The sequence below is a fragment of the Micromonospora sp. NPDC049060 genome (assembly GCF_040649055.1).
Lineage (GTDB): Bacteria > Actinomycetota > Actinomycetes > Mycobacteriales > Micromonosporaceae > Micromonospora > Micromonospora reichwaldensis.
This window is the reverse complement of sequence record NZ_JBEZEV010000120.1, coordinates 1-17,646: the sequence shown is the minus strand read 5'-3', so window position 1 is coordinate 17,646 and position 17,646 is coordinate 1. Positions and strand designations below refer to the sequence as shown.

Here is a 17,646-nt window from a genome sequence, read left to right as displayed (position 1 = left end):
CTCGGGCGGCATGCGGCAGCGCGCGATGATCGCGATGTCGCTCGCCCTGGACCCGGAGGTGCTGATCGCGGACGAGCCGACCACCGCGCTCGACGCGTAGCGCACGCAGCTCGTGGCGGGCCGTGTCGCGGTCGCGTTCGGCCTGGGTGCGCAGGGCCTCGGCGGCGCTGGCCTGCTGGCGGGCGTCGTCGCGGGCGGCCTCCGCCCGGTCGGCGCGGTCGACGGCGGCCGTGGCCCGCTCGGCGGCGCGCCGGGCCTCGTCGTGGGCGGCGTCGCGTTCGGCGGCGGCGGACCGGGCCTCCTCGCGGGCCCGGACGGCGGACGCGGCGGCGTCCTCGGCGTCGCGGCGGGCCTCGTCGCGTTCGGTCTGGGCCGCCGCGACCTGGGTCGCCGCGTCGGCGCGGGCCTGCGCGAGCTGGCGTTCCACCCCCACCGGGGACAGCTCGGCGTGCAGGGCGTCGGCGAGGGTCTCCGCGACCTGCTCCAGCCGGTCGACCGCCTCCCAGGTGCGGGCCACCTGACCGGGTAGGCCGGGGGCGTTGCGGTGCCGCATCCGGCTGTTGCGCGAGGCCCGCTGGCAGGCGCCGTCGTTGTCGCGGCAGTAGCGGAACGGCCGGCCGGCGCCGACGCGCTGCGGCACCTGGCGTCCGCAGTGGGCGCAGGGGCGGGTCTCGGCGGGGGTGGGCTCGGCGTCCATCGAGGGCGCAGTCTACTGCCGGGCCCGGTGGCCACCGGCGGTGCGCCCGCCGCCCCCGGATCGCAGCGATCCCGGCCCGCCCGACGCGCGACGAAGACGGGTGCGCGACGGCGGCGGACCTGGGACGGGCGGCGGCGGTCGGCTGCTCAGCCGGCCGTGCGGGCCGTGCGGTCCAGGGTGTAGCGGCGTTGCAGCAGCAGCGCGACGAGCATCGCCGCCGCGGGCAGCAGCCCGAAGCCCCAGCGGATCGCGGTCAGCGCGCCGTCGGGCTGCGTGACGCCCTCGCCGGCGGTGGAGGCGACGAAGCCGCCCGCGGCCAGGCACAGCGAGTACGCCCACGGGCCCAGCGCCGCGCCGGTGGCCTCGGTGGCCGTCCAGACCCCGGTGTAGGTGCCGGCGGCGCCGCCGCCGGCGCGGATGACGTCGGGCACCATCGAGAACGGCAGCAGTTGCATGCCGGCGAAGGCGACTCCGAGCACCGCGACGGCGGCCACCAGCACGGGCAGCCCGGCGGGACGGCCGACGGCGAGGACCAGCGAGCCGGCCGCGAAGGCGCCCTGGGCGCCCAGCAGCGCCCGCTGCTTGCCGATCCGGCGGGCCAGCGTCAGCCACGCCGGGGTGACCAGCAGCGCCGGGGCGACGAACGCGGCCACCAGCACGGTGGTCAGCCCGGGGCGGCCCAGCTCGTACTCGGCGTAGTAGGGCACCGCGGCCAGGACCAGGTGGGTGGTGGTGGACATGGCCAGGTACGCGGCGACCAGCCAACGGAACTGCCGGTCGCGCAGCGCCACGACGAGTGCCCGCCAGCCGCCGCCGTGCGGTGCGGGCGTCGCGGCGGCGGCCCGGCGCAGCCGGGCGATGCCCGCCACGCCGACCAGCATGGCGGCCAGCATCCCGACGGCCAGCAGCACGCCCATCCGCTGGTAGCCGGCCCGGCTGGCGTCCTCGCCGCCGGCCAGCAGGGGTGCCAGCAGCCCGGAGACGAGGATGCCGAGGGTCAGCACCACCATCCGGAAGGCCATCAGCCGGGTGCGCTCGTGGTAGCCGATGCGCAGGTCGGCGGGGGTGGCCAGGTAGGGAACCTGGTAGGCGGCGAACAGCAGGTTGCCGGCGACGAAGGCGAGCGCCACCCAGGCTGCGGCCGGTGCGCCGGTGAGCCCGCCGGGCACGGCGAACAGCGTGGCGAAGGCCAGCGGCAGGGCGCAGCCGAGCAGCAGCAGCCGGCGCCGGTCGCCCCGGCGGGCCTGTTCGACGTCGCAGCGGTGCCCGATCCAGGGGTGCAGCAGCACGTCGGCGATCTTCGGCAGCAGCAGCGCCAGGCCGGCCAGCCAGGGGGCGACGGCCAGCACGTCGGTGAGGAAGTAGAGCAGCAGCAGACCGGGCACCGTCACCCAGACGCCCATGCCGAGGGAGCCGGCGGCGAAGCCGAGCAACGGCCCACGGGGCAGGGCGGTGGTGGTGTCCGTACCGGCCGGCTGCTGGTCGAGCCCGGTCATGGCGGCCTCCTCGGCGGGCACGCCGCCCGCAATCCAACGGATGCTGGATTGTAGGGGCAGAATGGCGGCCATGACCATGCCCCGCCGTCGACCCGGGCGGCCCCGCCGCGAGGAGACCCGACCGACCCGGGAGGTGGTGCTCACCGCCGCGACCGCGCTGTTCGCCCGGCGGGGCTTCGACGCCGTCGGGCTGCGGGAGGTCGCGGCGGCCGCCGGCGTCGACGTCGCCACGGTCTCGCACCACACGGGTACGAAGGCGCAACTCTACGACGCCTGCTTCGCGCGGGTCTTCGCCGCCGAGCGGGAGGCGCTCGAGGCGGCGGCCGGGCGCGCCCGGCAGGCCCTGCACAGCGGGCCCGGCGAGGTCCGGCGGGCGCTGCACGACCTGGTGGACGTGTTCGTGGACTTCCTGGAGGACCGGCCGGAGACCACCGCGTTGTGGCTGCGCCGCTGGTTGGAGCCGCAGCGGCACGCCGAGCTCGACGAGCGCTACGCGGCGCCGCTGTACCGGCTCGTCGCCGACCTGCTCAGCGCCGCCGCGGCGGCCGGGGCGCTGGTCGAGCCGGCGCCGCACGTGACGGTGCGCAGCCTGGTGTGGGCGGTGCACGGGCACGTGGTGGCCCTGGCCGCCGGCGGGGGGTCGCAGGCGCGCGAGCGGCGGGAGTTCCGCGCGTTCGTGCACCGCTTCCTCGACGGACTGTACGGGCCGGCCACGCCTTGACGTGCCGGCCCGCACCGGGCCATTATCCAACGCACGTTGGATTAACGGGGAGGAGCCGGCGATGGATGCGCAGCCGTCCGTGGCGGTCATCGGCGCGGGCGCGGCCGGACTGGCCACCCTCAAGGCACTCGCCGACGTCGGCGTGCCCGCCGTCTGCTTCGAGTCGGCCGACCGCGTCGGCGGCCTCTGGGTGTACGGGGCGCCCGGCTCGCCCGCGTACCGGACCCTGCACCTGAACACCAGCAAGACCCGCACCGAGTTCGTCGACCACCCCATGCCGGCACACTGGCCGGACTACCCCGACCACGCCCGGGTCGCCGGCTGGCTCACCGACTACGCCGACCGGTTCGGGCTGCACGACGCGGTGCGGCTGCGGCACACCGTCGACCGGGTCGAGCGGGGCGGCGACGGCCGGTGGACGGTGCACGCCGACGGACCCGACGGCGGTGTCGAGGTCACCGTCGACGCCGTCGTCGTCGCCAACGGCCACAACCGGGCGCCGAAACCGCCCACCCCCGCCCACCCGGGCGACTGCACCGCCGAACAGCTGCACAGCCACGCCTACCGGGGCCCCGACCAGCTCGCCGGCCGGCGGGTCCTGGTCGTCGGCGGCGGCAACTCCGCGATGGACATCGCCGTGGACGCCTCGTACGCGGCCCGGCGCACCCTGCTGTCGCTGCGCCGGGGCGTCTGGGTGGTGCCGAAACACCTCCTGGGCCGCCCGTCGGACACCCTCAACGGCGCCCTGGCCCGGCGGTTGCCGTGGCGGCTGCGCCAGCGCATCACCCAGCGGCTGCTCGCCGCGACCGTCGGCGCGCCCACCCGCTACGGCCTGCCCGCCCCCGCGCACGGCTTCCTCCAGGACCACCCCACGTTGTCGGACGGGCTGCTGTCCCGGCTGACCCACGGCGAGATCGAGCCCCGCCCCGGCATCGCCGGCTTCGACGGCGACCGGGTCACCTTCACCGACGGCCGCGTCGACGAGGTCGACCTGGTCATCTGGTGCACCGGCTACCGGGTCGAGATCCCGTTCCTCGACCCGGCGCTGCTCGGCGACGGGGCGGACACCCTGCCGCTGTACCGGCACGTGTTCCACCTCGACGCGCCCGGGTTGGCGTTCGTCGGGCTGATGCAGTCCACCGGTGCGGCGTTCCCGCTGGTCGAGGCGCAGGCCAAGCTGGTAGCGGCGCAGCTCTCCGGCCGCTACGCGCTGCCCGAGACGCACCGGCAGCGCGCCGCCTGCCGGGCCGAACTGCGCGCCGCCACCGCCCGGTGGGGGCAGCGCCGGCCCGCCATGCGGGTGGACTTCGACGCGTACCTGGCCGAGCTGAGGCGGGAACTGGCCGCCGGCACCCGCCGCGCCCGCGGCAGCGGGGCCACGGCATGAGCGGGCTGGCGGGTCGCCGGGTGCTGGTCACCGGGGCCAGCGGCACCTTCGGCCGGCACCTGTGCGCCGCGTTCACCGCCGCCGGGGCACGGGTCGTCGGCATCGACCGCCAGCCGGGCACCGTCGCCGTCGACCGCGACCCGGGCGACGGCGACGGCGAGGGCGTGCCGGTGCTCGGCTGCGACCTGACCGACCCAGCCGCCGTGGCGCCCACGGTCGCCGCCGCCGTGGACCGCCTCGGCGGGCTGGACCTGCTGGTCAACAACGCCGGCGTCGGCGGACCCGCCCCGGCCGAGCTGCCGCCCGACGAGGTGGTGCGCCAGCAGCTGGAGGTGAACCTGCTCGCCGCCTGGCGCACCACCGCCGCCGCGCTGCCCGCCCTGGAGGCCGCCCGGGGACGGGTGGTCTTCGTCGCCAGCCGGATGGCCCTGCTGCCGCTGCCGCTGGCCGCCGCGTACGGGGTCAGCAAGCGGGCGCTGGTCGCCTACGCCGACGCGCTGCGCCACGAGGTGGGCAGCCACGTCGGGGTGAGCGTCGTCTACCCGAGCATGGTCGCCTCGCCGATCCACGACAGCACCGCCGACGCCGGCCTGTCCCTGAACGGGGTGTCCCGCCCGGAACCGGTGGCGGGGGTGGTCGCGGCGATCCTGCACGCCGCCACCGCCCGGCGGGCGCCCCGGGACGTGGCCACCACCAGGCGCGGACGCCTCGAACTGGCCCTCGCCCGGCACGCGCCGAGGCTGGCCGACCGGCTCGTGCGCCGTACCGTCGCCGCCCGGCTCGCCGCCGGTGACCTGGACGCCGCGCCGCTGGCCGCCGGGATGCGGCGCCGGCACCGCGCCGGCTGACCCGTCAGTCCGGCGCGGCTGTCAGTCCGGCGCGCCGAAGGCCACCTCGACCGGCGTCGCCGCGGCCAGGTCCACGTCCCGTGCGCCGTACGGGCTGCGCACGCCGATCCGCTGCGCGACGGGGGAGCACAGGCGGGCCCGCACCCGCCCCGGCGACCAGGACAGCTCCTCGACGCCGACGCGGCCCCGGCAGACCACCCCGCGCAGCACCCCCGCGTCCAGGCCCGGCAGCGCGGCCGGCAGCAGCCACAGCAGCCCCGGGCGGGACTGCACCAGCGACTCGATCAGCACCGCCGGCAGGGCGTGCGCGGCGTCGGCGTTGTACGTCACCAGGCCCGGGTTGTGCGCGCTCATCAGGGACCGGAAGAACATGTCGTTGCCGACGATCTTCAGCAGGTTCACGGCGGTCAGCGCGCCATCGTGCAGCCGGGCGGCGGCCAGCGCCCGGTGCAGGCTGCCGTGCGCGGAGAGGTTCTCGTCGCCGCGCAGCGTCAGCGCCCGGTGCGCGGCCCGGGCCAGCTCGGGGGTGTCGTCCGGGTTGATCTCGTCGAGCGGCCACACCGGATAGAGGTGGCTGACGTGACGGTGGTCGTCGTCGCCGTGGTAGCCGGGCCACGCCCACTCGGCCAGCGCCCCGCGCCCGTCCACCCGGTACGCGGGCAGCCGCCCCAGCAGCCCCGCCCACCGGTCCGAGCCGGTCACCTCGGCGGCGGTACGCAGGGCGTGCCGGGCGGCGGCGATGTCCATCGTGGCGTTCACCGCCACGTGCACCGCCCGCCCCCGCTCGTCGTGCGGGCCGGTCTCCGCCGAGTACGACGGCACCACGACCACCGCGCCCGCCTCGTCGGTGACGGTGAGAAAGTCGGCGAAGAAGTCCGCCACCTCCGCCAGCCAGCCGGCCAGTTCCCCGAGAGGCGCACCGGTGACCAGGTGCTGCTCGTGCAGCGGGTGCAGCAGCCAGTCCGCGCCGGGCAGCCACGCGGCGAAGGGCCAGTCCTCGTGCAGGTGGAACAGGTGGCCGTGCTCGCCGTCGGTGCGGCTGGGCGCCAGCAGCCCCCGGGCCCCGTAGATCGCCCGCGCGTTGCGCCGCCAGTCGTCGACCTGGCCGCGTACCAGGTTGGCGTGGGCCGCGGTCACCTCCGGCAGGGCGCCGACGTTCGCGCCGGCCAGTTGCAGGTTCAGGTTGGCGTCGGTGGTGAAGTCACCCGCCCAGGCGGCGTCCCACGAGCCGAGCCACAGCCCGGTCAGCCGGGGCGGCAGGACACCGCTGGAGCTGAGCAGCAGGTAACGGCCGGCGTGGAACAGCCGCTCCAGCAGGGCCGGCCGCAGCGTGCCCGCGTCGGCGTCCTGCGCCGCGAGCAACTCGCCCACGGGCAGTTGCCGCTGCGCGTCCGGCACCCGCAGGTCCAGGCTCACCCGCCCGTAGGCGCGGCCGTGCAGCACGACGTGCCGGGCCAGCAGCGTCTCGTAGTCGTCGCCGGCGTGGGCCGCCAGCCGCTCCTCCAGCTCGCCGGTGCGCCACGGCGGCGTGTCGGGACGATCGAGCGCCGTGGTCAGCAGCGCCGGGCCGCGCACCGCCACCCGGTCGTCGCCGAGGACCGCCACGTCGCCGCGCAGCAGGGTGAGCCCCTCGAAGCCGTACGCGCCGCCCGCGTCGGGGTAGCGGCCCCGCACCCGCAGGAAGACCAGCTCCCCCCGGCGGTACGCGGCGACGGTGTAGCGCACCGAATCCGGCCGGCCCGGCAGGTCCCCGGTGGCGCCCACCTCGCAGGTGCCCGCGTCGACGTGGGTGACCACCAGCGCGTCGGCCCGGGAGACGAACGAGCGTCGCCGGCCGCCCGCCCACTCGACGACGACCTCCCCGGTGGTGAACTCGGTGCGGCGCCGGTAGCCGTGGACGGGGCCGGGCGCCACGGCGTCGACGGTGAGGGCGAAGCCGGGATGGAACGACTGCGTCCAGCGCAGCACCCCGTCGCCGGCGAGCAGCCGGCTGGCCTCGGCGCGCCGGCCGGCGAGGATCAGCTCACGGACGCGGGGCAGCAGGGCGGCCAGCTCGGGTGGCCGGGCGTCGCGGGTGCCGTTGGGCAGGACGAAGCGGTGGTGGTTGACGATGATGCGTTCGGCGTGCGGCCGGCCGTACACCATGATCCCGGCCTCGCCGTTGCCGGAGAGGAACGCGTCCTCCCAGCGCCCGGCGGGGGCGGTGTCGACGATGCGGTGCGCGGCGGGGGACGGCCCGGTGGTCACCGGCCGGCCCTCGCCGCCGGGGCGGGGGCGGCGGTGCTGCCGCGTACCGTCAGCCGGGGCGGCAGCAGGGTGACCTCCGGCACCGCCTCGCCGTCGAGCTTGCGCATCAGCAGCGACACGGCCTGCGTGCCGATCTCCTCGGCGGGGACGGGCACGGCGGTGAGCATCGGGCTGGCCTGCTCGGCGAAGCGGTCGGGGCAGACGGCGACCACCGACACGTCCTGCGGCACCCGCCGGCCCAGCGCGGGCAACGTGGCCAGCACCGGGTCCACGGCGGCCTCGTTCTGCACGATCAGCCCCGACACGTCGGGGTGGCGTTCCAGCAGGTCGGTGAGGGTGCGGCGGACGGCCGCCGCCCCCTCCTCGCAGGGCAGCGCCACCGCGTCGACGCCGTGCCCGGCGGCGGCCTCGACCACGCCGGCGCGGGTGCGGTGCGCGAAGCCCGTGCCCCGGTCGTAGACGGCGGCGGGCGCGCCGAGCAGCGCCACGCGCCGGTGCCCCAGCCCGGCCAGGTGCGCGACGCAGGCCCACCCGGCCCGGTGGAAGTCCAGGTCCACACAGGTCAGGCCGGTGGCGTCGGCGGGCAGGCCGATGAGCACGCTGGGCCGGGCCAGCGCCCGCAGCAGCGGCACCCGCGGGTCGTCCAGCTCCACGTCCATGACCAGGACGCCGTCGACCAGGGCGGTGGCGGCGACGCGCCGCAGGCCGGCGGGCCCCTCGTCGGAGGTGACCAGCAGCACGTCGTGGTCGAAGCGGCGGGCGGTGGTGACCACGGCCATGGCGAACTGCATCACCACGGGCACCTGCATCCCCGCGCGCAGCGGCAGCACCAGCGCGATCACGTTGGCCCGCCGGCTGGCCAGGGCCCGCGCGCCGGCGTGCGGGTGGTAGCCGAGCGACCGGATGCTGGCCAGCACCCGGTTGCGGGTCACCTCGGAGATGACCCGCTTGCCGCTGAGCACGTACGACACGGTGCTCACCGCGACCCCGGCGTGCCGGGCGACGTCGGCGATGGTGGGCTGCCCGGGCGACGGGCGCCCCCGCGCCCCCCTCACCGCGCCCGCCCCGACGCCGGCACGGCCGCCCGGCCGTCGGGGGCCGCCTCGTCGCCGCGTACGGCGAGGGTGCCGACCAGCCGCACGTCGCGCGCGGAGCGCCCGACCAGGACGGTGTGGGTGGCGTCCTCCACCACCCGCCGGCCCCGGGTCTCGTCCCACCAGCTCAGCTCGGCGGTACGCAGCCGCAGCCGCACCACCTGCCGCTGCCCCGGCGCAAGGCTGATCCGGGCGAAGTCCCGCAGCTGGCGCAGCGGCTGCTTGACACGGGAGCGGCGCTGGCGCGTGTAGAGCTGCACGACCTCCTCGCCGGGGCGGTCGCCGGCGTTGGTGACCTCGACGCTCACCTCGACCTCCTCGCCGGCGGTGGCCTCGTCGACGCTCAGCCGCAGGCCGGCGTACTCGAAGCGGGTGTAGCTCAGGCCGTGGCCGAACGGGTACAGCGGGTCGCCCCGGTGGTACAGGTAGGTGGCGTCGGAGCCGATCACGTCGTAGTCGAGCAGGTCGGGCAGTTCGGCGGCGTCGGCGTACCAGGTCTGGGTGAGCCGGCCGCCGGGCTCGGCGTCGCCCAGCAGCACGTCGCCCAGCGCGGTGCCGTGCTCCTGGCCGCCGTGCGCCGACCAGAGCACCGCCGGCAGGTGCCTCTCGGCCCACCCCACGGCGTACGGGTAGCTGCTGGTCACCACCAGCACGGTGCGCGGGTTGGCGGCGTGCACCGCCCGCAGCAGCGTCTCCTGGCCGGTGGGCAGGGCCAGGTCGACGCGGTCCTCGGTCTCCCGGCCGTTGACCATCGGGTGGTTGCCCAGCGCCACCACCGCCACGTCCGCTTCGGCGGCCAGGGCGGCGGCCTCGGCGGCCCCGTCGGCCAGCAGCTCCACCGTGAAGCGGGTCGCGTCGCCCGGGGTCGGGGCGTCGGCGCGCAGCCGCCCGTCCGCGTCGACGGCGACGTACCGGTCGGTGGCGAGGTGGTGCAGCAGCGCCGTGCCGTCGGGGCCGTCGTGGAAGCGGAAGGTCTCGCGTACCACCCAGTCGCCCGGTCCCGGGCGGTCGTTGGCGAGTGCGCCGGCCTCGTCGGCTCCGACGTGCCGGCCGTTGCCCGCGGCGCGCAGCGCCACCACGTCGCGTCCCCAGTCGAAGACGTCGAACCCGGTGGCGTCGGCGCCGACGGTGAGCGGGCCGCCGTCGGGGCTGTCCGGGCAGCCGACGTAGCGCCCGCCGACGCGCAGCGCGATCCGGTCGGTGCCGGGGTGGGTGGTGACCGTGGACAGTCGCTCGGCCAGGCCCTGGTACGCGGTCACCGCGTACGGCAGGGTGCCGCTGTACCAGTCCTCGTGGACGGCGTCGGCCAGCGGGCCGAGCACGGCCACCCGCAGGCCCGCGTCGGTCAGCGGGAGCAGCCCGTCGTTGCGCAGCAGCACGATCGACTGGCGGGCGGCCTCGCGGGCTAGGTCCCGGTGCGCGGGGCGGTCGACGGCGTCCGGCGCGACGCCGGCGAAGGGGTCGTCGCGCGGCGGGTCCAGGTCGCCGAGGCGGACGCGGACGGTGAGGATCCGCCGGACGGCGCGGTCCACGTCGGACCCGGTGATCAGCCCCCGCTCCAGCGCCTCGGTCAGTCGCGCGACGGTCGGGGCGCTGTCGGCGTCGTCCTCGGTGAAGCTGTCGATCCCGGCGCGCAGGGCGGCGGCGAAGCCGCTGACGTGGTCGGGCAGGTGGCCCTGCACCCCGGCGATGTTGGTCACCGCGCCGGCGTCCCCGACGATCAGCAGTTCCTCGGGCGTCCAGCGGCGCAGTTCGTTCTCGATGAGCGGGCTCAGGTGCGCGGGCACCCCGTTGACCAGGTTGTAGGAGGCCATCACGGCGACGGCCGCGCCGGCGGCGAGGGGGGCGCGGAAGGCGGGCAGTTCGTACTCGTGCAGCACCCGGGGGGACAGGTCGCTGGAGGTGGTGGCCCGGTCGGTCTCGTTGTTGTAGGCGAGGAAGTGCTTGACCGTCGGCGCCGTACGCAGCCGCTGCGGGTGGTCGCCGCGCAGTCCCTGGGCGTACGCGGTGGCGAGCCGGCCGGTCAGCCACGGGTCCTCGGACCAGCCCTCCTCGTTGCGTCCCCAGCGGGGGTCGCGCAGCGGGTTGACCACCGGCGCCCAGACGTTGAGGCCGACCCGTTCGGGGTCGGCGTGGTGCTTGGCGCGCACCTCGTCGCCGACGGCGGTGCCGACGGCGCGGACCAGCTCGGGGTTCCAGCTGCTGGCGAGCCCGACCGCCTGCGGGAAGACGGTGGCCTTGCCGAGCCAGGCCACCCCGTGCAGCGCCTCGGTGCCGGTGCGGAAGGGGGGTAGGCCGAGGCGGGGCACGGGCGCCTGCCACTGGTGCAGCAGGCCGAGCTTCTCCGGCAGGGTGAGCCGGTCCAGCAGGTCGTCGACGATGGCTTGCGGGGAGGGGGCGGGGTGGTCGGTCATGGTCGGGTCGCCTTCCGTGGGTCCGCGTCACGACCGTGTCGAAGCGCTTCGACGAACGGTGGCGCGAGCGGCGTCGCGGTGGGGGTGGCGGCCGCCGGCCCGGAAGCGTTGAAGCGCTTCGACGACTGCGCGAGACATGCCGCCCCGGGTGCCCGAGCCACAGGGCGGCGGTTCGAGGTTGGCACCCCGCGCCGGTCCGGTCAAGGCCCGCTGGCCCCGGGGGTCACGCTGAGGGGAGCCGACCCGACTCGACGGCGGCGAGCGAGGCGGTGGCGCCACCGAGCGCGGTGGCCGCCGAGTCCAGGGTGGAGGCGTCGAGCAGGCAGCCGCCGGAGTTCGGGGCGTGGGTCCGCGCGGCGAACTCCGTGCGGGCCGCCGGCAGCAGCCACTCCGCCAGGGTCGCGAAGTGCCCGCCGACCACCACGGCCTGCGGGTTGAGCAGGTTGGCCAGGACGGAGGCGGCGTGCCCGAGCCGGCAGCCGACGTCGGCCAGTCCGGCCAGGACGCCGGGGTCGCCCTGGCGGGCCAGCGCCCGGATCCGTTCGATCTCGGGCAGGAAGTCGGTGACCGGCCCGTCCTGCTGGGTGTCGGGCAGCAGACGGCCGACGACCGCCGGCAGTCCGGCGTACGCGGCCAGGCAGCCGCGCCGCCCGCACCCGCAGGCGGGACCGGCCGGGTCGAGCGTCAGGTGCCCGATCTCGCCCGCGAATCCCCGTCCGCCGCGCAGCAGCCGGCCGCCGGCGACGATCCCCGCGCCGACGGAGGCCCCGCCGGTGAGGTGGACCAGGTGGGCGGTCCCGGCGTACGCGCCGTGGCGGTGCTCGGCGAGGACGGCGAGGTTGGCGTCGGTGTCGACGTCGACGGTGAGACCGGGCTCGCGCAGTGCGGCGCGCAGGTCGGCGGCGAGGGGCACCTCCCGCCAGCCGAGCGCGGTGGCCCGGGGAACGGCGCCGTCGGCGTCGACGAGGCCGGGCACGCCCACGGTCAGGCCGAGCACGCGGCGGTCCTGCCCGGTCAGCCGGGTGATCGCCCGCCGGGCCAGGGCCGCCAGCGCGCGGACCGTCTCGGCGGGGGAGGGCGTGGGCGCGGCGAAGGCACGCCGCCAGGTGAGCAGCCGGGCGCCGGCCAGGTCGACGGCCACCACCACCAGTTCGTCGGCGGCGATCTGCATGCCCAGGGCCGCGTACGGGGCGCCGTCGAGGACGAGCATGGTCGCGGGGCGCCCGACCCGGTTCTCGGTCAGGCCGGTCTCGCGCAGCAGCCGCCGTTCGATCAGCTCGCCGACCAGGCTGGACACCGTGGCCTTGTTCAGGCCGGTGTGCGCCGCGATGTCGGCCCGGGAGCAGGGCGCGTGCCGGCGCACGTGCCGCAGCACCACGGCCCGGTTGGCCGTACGGACGTCGCCGAGGTCGCTCGGCCGCGGTTCGCTGTGGCTGCTGATCACGATCTGTCCGCTCCCTGGGCGACGGTGCGCGATCCCGGTGGTGCCGCGCGCCCCATCATCGCTTACGTGGCGGGTGCCGCTGTCTTGTGGGACGGATCACCGTCGATTAGTTTGTTCGGCTAGAACCCCAACTAATTCTAGCCGGACACGAACGGTCCGCGAAACCGTTAGCCGATGACGAAGGGAGTGCGCCGTGAAGCCGTCCCTGCCGGGCGTATCCACCGACCGACGGTCCCTGCTGCGCCTGCTCGGCCTGGGCGCCGCCACGACGATGGGCGGCGCCACCCTGGCCGGTTGCAGCAAGGAGGCCGGGAGCAAGGGCAGCGCCACGAAGGGCGACGCCATCCGGTCGGTGCTGCCCACCCACAAGCCGGCCGACCTGCTCAAGCCCGACATCGTCGGGGAAGGGCCGATCCCCGACGGCTACCTCAGCTACCCCCGCAGCCTGGTCGACGCCGTCACCGAGCAGCCCGGCCGGGGCGGCCCGCCGATCCGCAGCATGAGCCCGTGGTGGGGGCCCACCCCGCCGACACTGGGCCGCAACTCCTACCTGGCGGCGGTCAACGCCAAGCTGGGCGTGGACCTGGACCCGAGCCTGCAGGACGGCACGACCTACGCCGACAAGCTCAACGCGATGCTCGGCGCCCGCGACGTGCCCGACCTGCTCATGGTCCCCAACTGGGAGGTCGACAAGGTCGCCCGGTTCTCCGACGCAGTCAAGGCGCTGTTCGAGGACCTCACCGACCACCTCAAGGGCGACAGCGCGGCGAAGTACCCGTACCTCGCCGCACTGCCCACCGGCGCGTGGGAGTACTCGGTCTGGGCCGGGCGGCTCTACGCCGTGCCGTACCCGACCGACGGGGTGTTCGCGTACGCGCTGTTCCACCGCAAGGACCTGCTCGACAAGGCCGGCCTGACCGCGCCCACCTCGCCGGAGGAGCTGCACGAGCTGGGCAGGAAGCTCACCGACCCGGGTAAGGGGGTGTGGGCGTTCGGCAGCATCTTCGACATGGTGCAGCAGTTCTTCGGCTGCCAGCAGACCTGGCGCAAGAAGGCCGACGGCGGCCTGGAGCACAAGTTCGAGAACCCGGCCTTCCGCGCGGCCCTGGAGTTCACCGCGAAGCTCTTCGCCGAAGGGCTGGTGCACCCCGACACGGTGGCCAGCAAGGGCGCCGACGAGAAGCAGCTCTTCAAGGCCGGCAAGATCGTGATGTTCCAGGACGGGCTCGGCGCGTGGCAGGGCCTGCAGGGCGAGCAGTCGAAGATCCTGCCGAGCTTCGACATGCAGCCGCTGCCGGTGTTCGGCGTGGCCGGCGCGCAGCCGGTCATCTGGGGCAGCGAGAAGCCGATCTTCTTCACCTTCGTGAAGAAGGGCGCCGGCGCGGAGCGGGTCGACGAGCTGCTGCGGGTGCTCAACTGGTCCGCCGCGCCGTTCGGCAGCCGCGAGTTCGAGCTGCGCGAGTACGGCGTGGAGGGCAAGCACTTCACCCGGGGCCCTGACGGCAGCCCGCTGCCCAGCGACCTCGGCCGCAAGGAGCTGGGCGGCCAGTACAACTTCTGCCGGGTGCCGGTGAAGGTGAAGAGCAGCGACACGCCGAACTACGTCCAGCAGTTCCTGGACCACTGCAAGAAGGACATCCGCCTGCTGGAGAAGGACCTGTTCGCCGGGATCAAGCTGGAGCTGCCGGCCAACTGGTCGAAGATCATCCAGCCGACGGACGACAAGATCCGCGACATCCTGCGCGGCCGTCGCCCGATCAGCGACCTCGACCAGGTGACGAAGGAGTTCCTTGCCTCCGGCGGTGAGGAGGGGCGCGCGTTCCACGAGAAGGCGCTCGCCGACAACGGCCGATGAGCGGCCCGGGCACCGCCGGCGCGGTCGACGCGCCGGCGGACCCCCGCCCCGCCCGGCCCGGCCGCCGGGGCCGGGCCGCCGGTCGTACGCCGCCCGTCCAGCCCCGGCGTACCCTGCGGGACCGGCTGCGCCGGGACTGGCCGCTGCTGGCCATGACGGCGCCCGCCGCGTGCCTGTTGCTGGTCTTCCACTACGTGCCGACCCTGGGCAACGTCATCGCCTTCCAGGACTACAACCCGTTCGTCGGCGACGACCCCCTCGAGGCGTTCCTCTACAGCGAGTGGATCGGCTTCGGCAACTTCGAGGCGCTCTTCGGCGACCCGCTGTTCTGGGACGCGGTGCGCAACACCCTGACCATCACCGCGTTCCAGCTCGTCTTCTTCTTTCCGCTGCCGATCATGTTGGCGATCCTGCTCAACAGCCTGGTCTCTGGGCGGGTGCGGGGCTTCGTGCAGAGCGTCGTCTACCTGCCGCACTTCTTCAGCTGGGTGCTGGTGGTCACGTTCTTCGTGCAGATGCTCGGCGGCGCGGGCCTGCTGGCCCAGGAGATGCGCGAGGCCGGCATGCAGCCCTGGAACGTGATGACCAAGCCGGACACCTTCATCGTCCTGGTCACCGCCGAGTCGGTGTGGAAGGACGTCGGCTGGGGTGCGATCGTGTTCCTGGCCGCGCTGTCCGCGATCGACCCCAACCTGTACGAGGCGGCGGCGGCCGACGGGGCCGGCCGGTGGCGGCGGCTGTGGCACATCACCCTGCCGGGCCTGCGTCCGGTGATCGTGCTGCTGCTCATCATGCGGCTGGGCGACGCGCTGTCGGTCGGCTTCGAGCAGTTCATCCTGCAACGCGAGGCGGTCGGTCGGGAGGCCGCCGAGGTGCTGGACACGTTCGTCTACTACCAGGCCATCAGCACCCAGCAGTGGGGCCTCGGCGCCGCCGCCGGGCTGTTCAAGGCCGTGGTCGGGCTGGTGCTCATCCTCACCGCGAACAAGGTGGCGCACCGGCTCGGCGAGCAGGGGGTGTACGCAAAACCTTGACATCCTCCCCGCTCTAAAGAGCGGGGATTCCCTGGGTCACCCCAGGGGGTTCCTGCTTCATCGACGGTCGCCCCGTCCGAGAGGACTCTCGTTGAGGTCTTACACCGCCTCCACAGGCAATCACGGAGAGCCCCTCCGCGAGAATGTTGCGGGCCGCGTTGACATCGCGGTCGTGGGTCTGCCCGCATCGGCAGGTCCACGACCGCAGGTTAAGCGGCATCCGCTCCGCGAGCGCGCCGCACGCCGAGCACAGTTTGGACGACGGGAACCAGCGGTCCACAACAACGAGGTTGCGGCCGTGCCAGTCGGCCTTGTATTCGAGCAGGGTGCGGAACTGCCGCCAAGCCGCGTCGCTGACGGCGCGGGCCAGGCTGCGGTTTGTGACCATGTTGCGCACGGTCAGGTCCTCGATCACGATCGTTTGGTTCTCACGAACGAGCCGAGTGGTCAACTTGTGCAGGTAGTCCCGCCTGCGGTCGGTGATCCGGGCGTGCACGCGGGCGAGGTTGAGTCGGGCCTTGGCCCGGTTCGCGGAGCCCTTCTCCTTCTTGGACAGGTTCCGTTGGGCGCGGGCGAGCGCGGCCCGGTCGCGGCGCTCATGCTTCGGGTTGACGACTTTCTCGCCGGTGGACAGCGTGAGCAGGCTGTCCAGGCCGGCATCGACCCCGACGGCCGGGCTCGGTGCCGGAGGCTGCTCGATCCGGTCGTCGCACAGCAGCGACACGAACCAGCGCCCGGCCGCGTCCTGCGACACGGTCACCGTGGACGGCTTCGCGCCCTCGGGAAGCGGCCGGGACCACACAATGTTCAGCGGTTCGGCCATCTTCGCCAGGGTGAGCTGGCCGTCGCGGTAGCGGAACCCGCTGGTGGTGTACTCCGCCGACCGGCGCGACCTCTTCTTGCTCTTGAAGCTCGGGTACCGGGCTCGTTTGGCGAAGAAGTTGGTGAACGCGACTTGCAGGTGCCGCAGGGTCTGCTGCAACGGCACGGACGACACCTCGTTGAGGAACGCCAGGTCGTCGGTTTTCTTCCACGCGGTCAACATCGCCGACGTGGTGTTGTAGTTGACCCGTTCCTGGCGCAGCGTCCACGCCTCGGTGCGGGCCTGCAACGCCATGTTGTAGACCAGCCGGACACACCCGAACGTGCGGGCAAGCTCGCAAGCCTGCCCGGGGCTCGGGTAGAAGCGGAACCTGAACGCCCGCTTCACGGTCCTGGCCATGGCACACACTCTCGCAGGCCAGCCAGTAGACCTCGCGATGACGCGCGGGTAAACGTCCATACGCCCTGCCGGCGGATCAGTTTCCTGCCCTACTCCGATCCGGCCTGAAGGCCGGAATATCCACCGAAGGAACCACGATGACCGCGCAGCTCAGTGGCACCGGTCCGAACCTCGACGCGAGGCGGCGGCGCTCGCGGCGCGCCCCCTGGGAGGAACCGCCCTCGCCGTTGGGCACGGTGGCCAAGGGGGCGGTGCTCACGCTGCTCGTCGCGGCCGTGCTCGTGCCCATGTGGGCGGTGCTGGTGACAAGCCTCGCCTCGCGCAGCACGATCGACGAGGCCGGCGGGATGGTGATGGTGCCCCGCGAGCTCGACCCGTCGGCGTACATCACCATCTTCAGCGGCGGGCAGATCACCCAGGCCGTGTGGATCAGCACCCTCGTCACGGTCCTCGGCACCACCGTCAGCCTGGTGCTCACCGTGCTGGCCGCGTACGGGCTGTCCCGGCCCGGGTCGGTGGGGCACCGGGGGTTGCTCTTCTTCTTCCTGCTGACCTTCCTGATCTTTCCCGGCCTGGTGCCCAGCTACCTCGTGGTCACCGGCCTGGGGCTCAAGGACAGCATCTGGTCGCTGATCCTGCCCAGCGCGATCAGCGTGTTCAATCTGGTGGTGATCCGGGCGTTCTTCATGAACGTCCCCGGTGAGCTGCTCGACAGCGCCCGCATCGACGGCGCGGGGGAGTTCCGCATCCTGTGGCGCATCGTGCTGCCGCTGTCCAGGGCGGTGATCGCCGTCGTCGGTCTCTTCTACGCCGTCGGCTACTGGAACGCCTACTTCAACGCGGTGCTCTACATCGACGACAACGACAAGTTCCCGATCCAGCGGGTGTTGCAGAGCTACATCCTCGCCGGGCAGTCGCCGAACGTGTCCGGGGCCGCGGTGAGCCTGCCGGGCATCAGCGCGTATCCGCCGACCCTGGCGGTGAAGATGGCGGTGGTGATGGTGACCGTCGTGCCGGCGGTGATCGTCTACCCGTTCGTGCAGCGGCACTTCACCAAGGGCGTCATCACCGGCGCGGTGAAGGGCTGACCGGGCCTGAGCGGCGCCCGACCCCAGACCGGTCGGGCCCACCCAACCACCCGCCGCACGGCACCCCCCCCATATGGGACCTCAGGGACACCCCCCACA

The 17,646-nt window shown here is 74.5% G+C and carries 12 protein-coding genes and 2 pseudogenes; 7 read left to right on the top strand and 7 right to left on the bottom strand.

What is annotated here, in order from left to right; translation table 11 throughout:
• Positions 1-94, top strand: a pseudogene (locus tag AB0B83_RS28120) (ATP-binding cassette domain-containing protein); the annotation flags it as partial.
• Positions 95-103: 9 nt separating this feature from the next.
• Here AB0B83_RS28120 and AB0B83_RS28115 read toward each other — a convergent pair.
• Positions 104-697, bottom strand: a pseudogene (locus tag AB0B83_RS28115) (hypothetical protein); the annotation flags it as partial.
• 146 nt (positions 698-843) lie between these two features.
• A complete protein-coding gene (locus AB0B83_RS28110; RefSeq protein ID WP_357580686.1) occupies positions 844-2,193 on the bottom strand; it encodes an MFS transporter in 1,350 nt (449 codons plus the stop codon).
• A gap of 70 nt (positions 2,194-2,263) precedes the next feature.
• Here AB0B83_RS28110 and AB0B83_RS28105 point away from each other — a divergent pair, with 70 nt between their 5' ends.
• From AB0B83_RS28105 to AB0B83_RS28095, 3 genes are all read left to right on the top strand, one after another.
• Positions 2,264-2,914 carry a TetR/AcrR family transcriptional regulator gene (locus AB0B83_RS28105; protein WP_357580685.1) on the top strand — a complete coding sequence of 217 codons (651 nt, stop codon included), beginning with the start codon at positions 2,264-2,266 and terminating at the stop codon, positions 2,912-2,914.
• A 61-nt stretch (positions 2,915-2,975) separates the two neighbouring features.
• Positions 2,976-4,301: an FAD-dependent oxidoreductase gene (locus tag AB0B83_RS28100; RefSeq protein WP_357580684.1), complete on the top strand. Its 1,326-nt coding sequence runs from the start codon at positions 2,976-2,978 to the stop codon at positions 4,299-4,301.
• A complete protein-coding gene (locus AB0B83_RS28095; RefSeq protein WP_357580683.1) occupies positions 4,298-5,149 on the top strand; it encodes an SDR family oxidoreductase in 852 nt (283 codons plus the stop codon). Before AB0B83_RS28100 ends, AB0B83_RS28095 begins: the two co-directional genes overlap by 4 nt.
• A gap of 21 nt (positions 5,150-5,170) precedes the next feature.
• Here AB0B83_RS28095 and AB0B83_RS28090 read toward each other — a convergent pair whose 3' ends face one another.
• From AB0B83_RS28090 to AB0B83_RS28075, 4 genes are all read right to left on the bottom strand, one after another.
• Positions 5,171-7,396, bottom strand: a complete 2,226-nt coding sequence (locus AB0B83_RS28090) for a glycoside hydrolase N-terminal domain-containing protein (RefSeq protein WP_357580682.1) — start codon at positions 7,394-7,396, stop codon at positions 5,171-5,173.
• Complete coding sequence (locus tag AB0B83_RS28085) at positions 7,393-8,451, bottom strand: LacI family DNA-binding transcriptional regulator (RefSeq protein WP_357580681.1); 1,059 nt, start codon at positions 8,449-8,451, stop codon at positions 7,393-7,395. Before AB0B83_RS28085 ends, AB0B83_RS28090 begins: the two co-directional genes overlap by 4 nt.
• Complete coding sequence (locus tag AB0B83_RS28080) at positions 8,448-10,904, bottom strand: glycoside hydrolase family 3 C-terminal domain-containing protein (RefSeq protein WP_357580680.1); 2,457 nt, start codon at positions 10,902-10,904, stop codon at positions 8,448-8,450. Before AB0B83_RS28080 ends, AB0B83_RS28085 begins: the two co-directional genes overlap by 4 nt.
• Positions 10,905-11,127: 223 nt before the next feature.
• Entirely contained in the window at positions 11,128-12,348 is a 1,221-nt protein-coding gene (locus tag AB0B83_RS28075; protein WP_357580679.1) for an ROK family transcriptional regulator, read from the bottom strand.
• A 193-nt stretch (positions 12,349-12,541) separates the two neighbouring features.
• Here AB0B83_RS28075 and AB0B83_RS28070 point away from each other — a divergent pair, with 193 nt between their 5' ends.
• Complete coding sequence (locus AB0B83_RS28070) at positions 12,542-14,203, top strand: extracellular solute-binding protein (protein ID WP_357580678.1); 1,662 nt, start codon at positions 12,542-12,544, stop codon at positions 14,201-14,203.
• Complete coding sequence (locus AB0B83_RS28065) at positions 14,200-15,237, top strand: ABC transporter permease subunit (RefSeq protein ID WP_357580677.1); 1,038 nt, start codon at positions 14,200-14,202, stop codon at positions 15,235-15,237. The genes AB0B83_RS28070 and AB0B83_RS28065 overlap by 4 nt, the downstream gene beginning before the upstream one ends.
• A gap of 13 nt (positions 15,238-15,250) precedes the next feature.
• Here the strand turns inward: AB0B83_RS28065 and AB0B83_RS28060 are convergent, their stop codons facing one another.
• Entirely contained in the window at positions 15,251-16,459 is a 1,209-nt protein-coding gene (locus AB0B83_RS28060) for an RNA-guided endonuclease TnpB family protein (RefSeq protein ID WP_357580676.1), read from the bottom strand.
• Positions 16,460-16,596: 137 nt separating this feature from the next.
• On the opposite strand from AB0B83_RS28060, the gene AB0B83_RS28055 reads away from it, so the two are divergent.
• Positions 16,597-17,547, top strand: a complete 951-nt coding sequence (locus AB0B83_RS28055; protein WP_357580675.1) for a carbohydrate ABC transporter permease — start codon at positions 16,597-16,599, stop codon at positions 17,545-17,547.
• Positions 17,548-17,646: the final 99 nt, after the last annotated feature.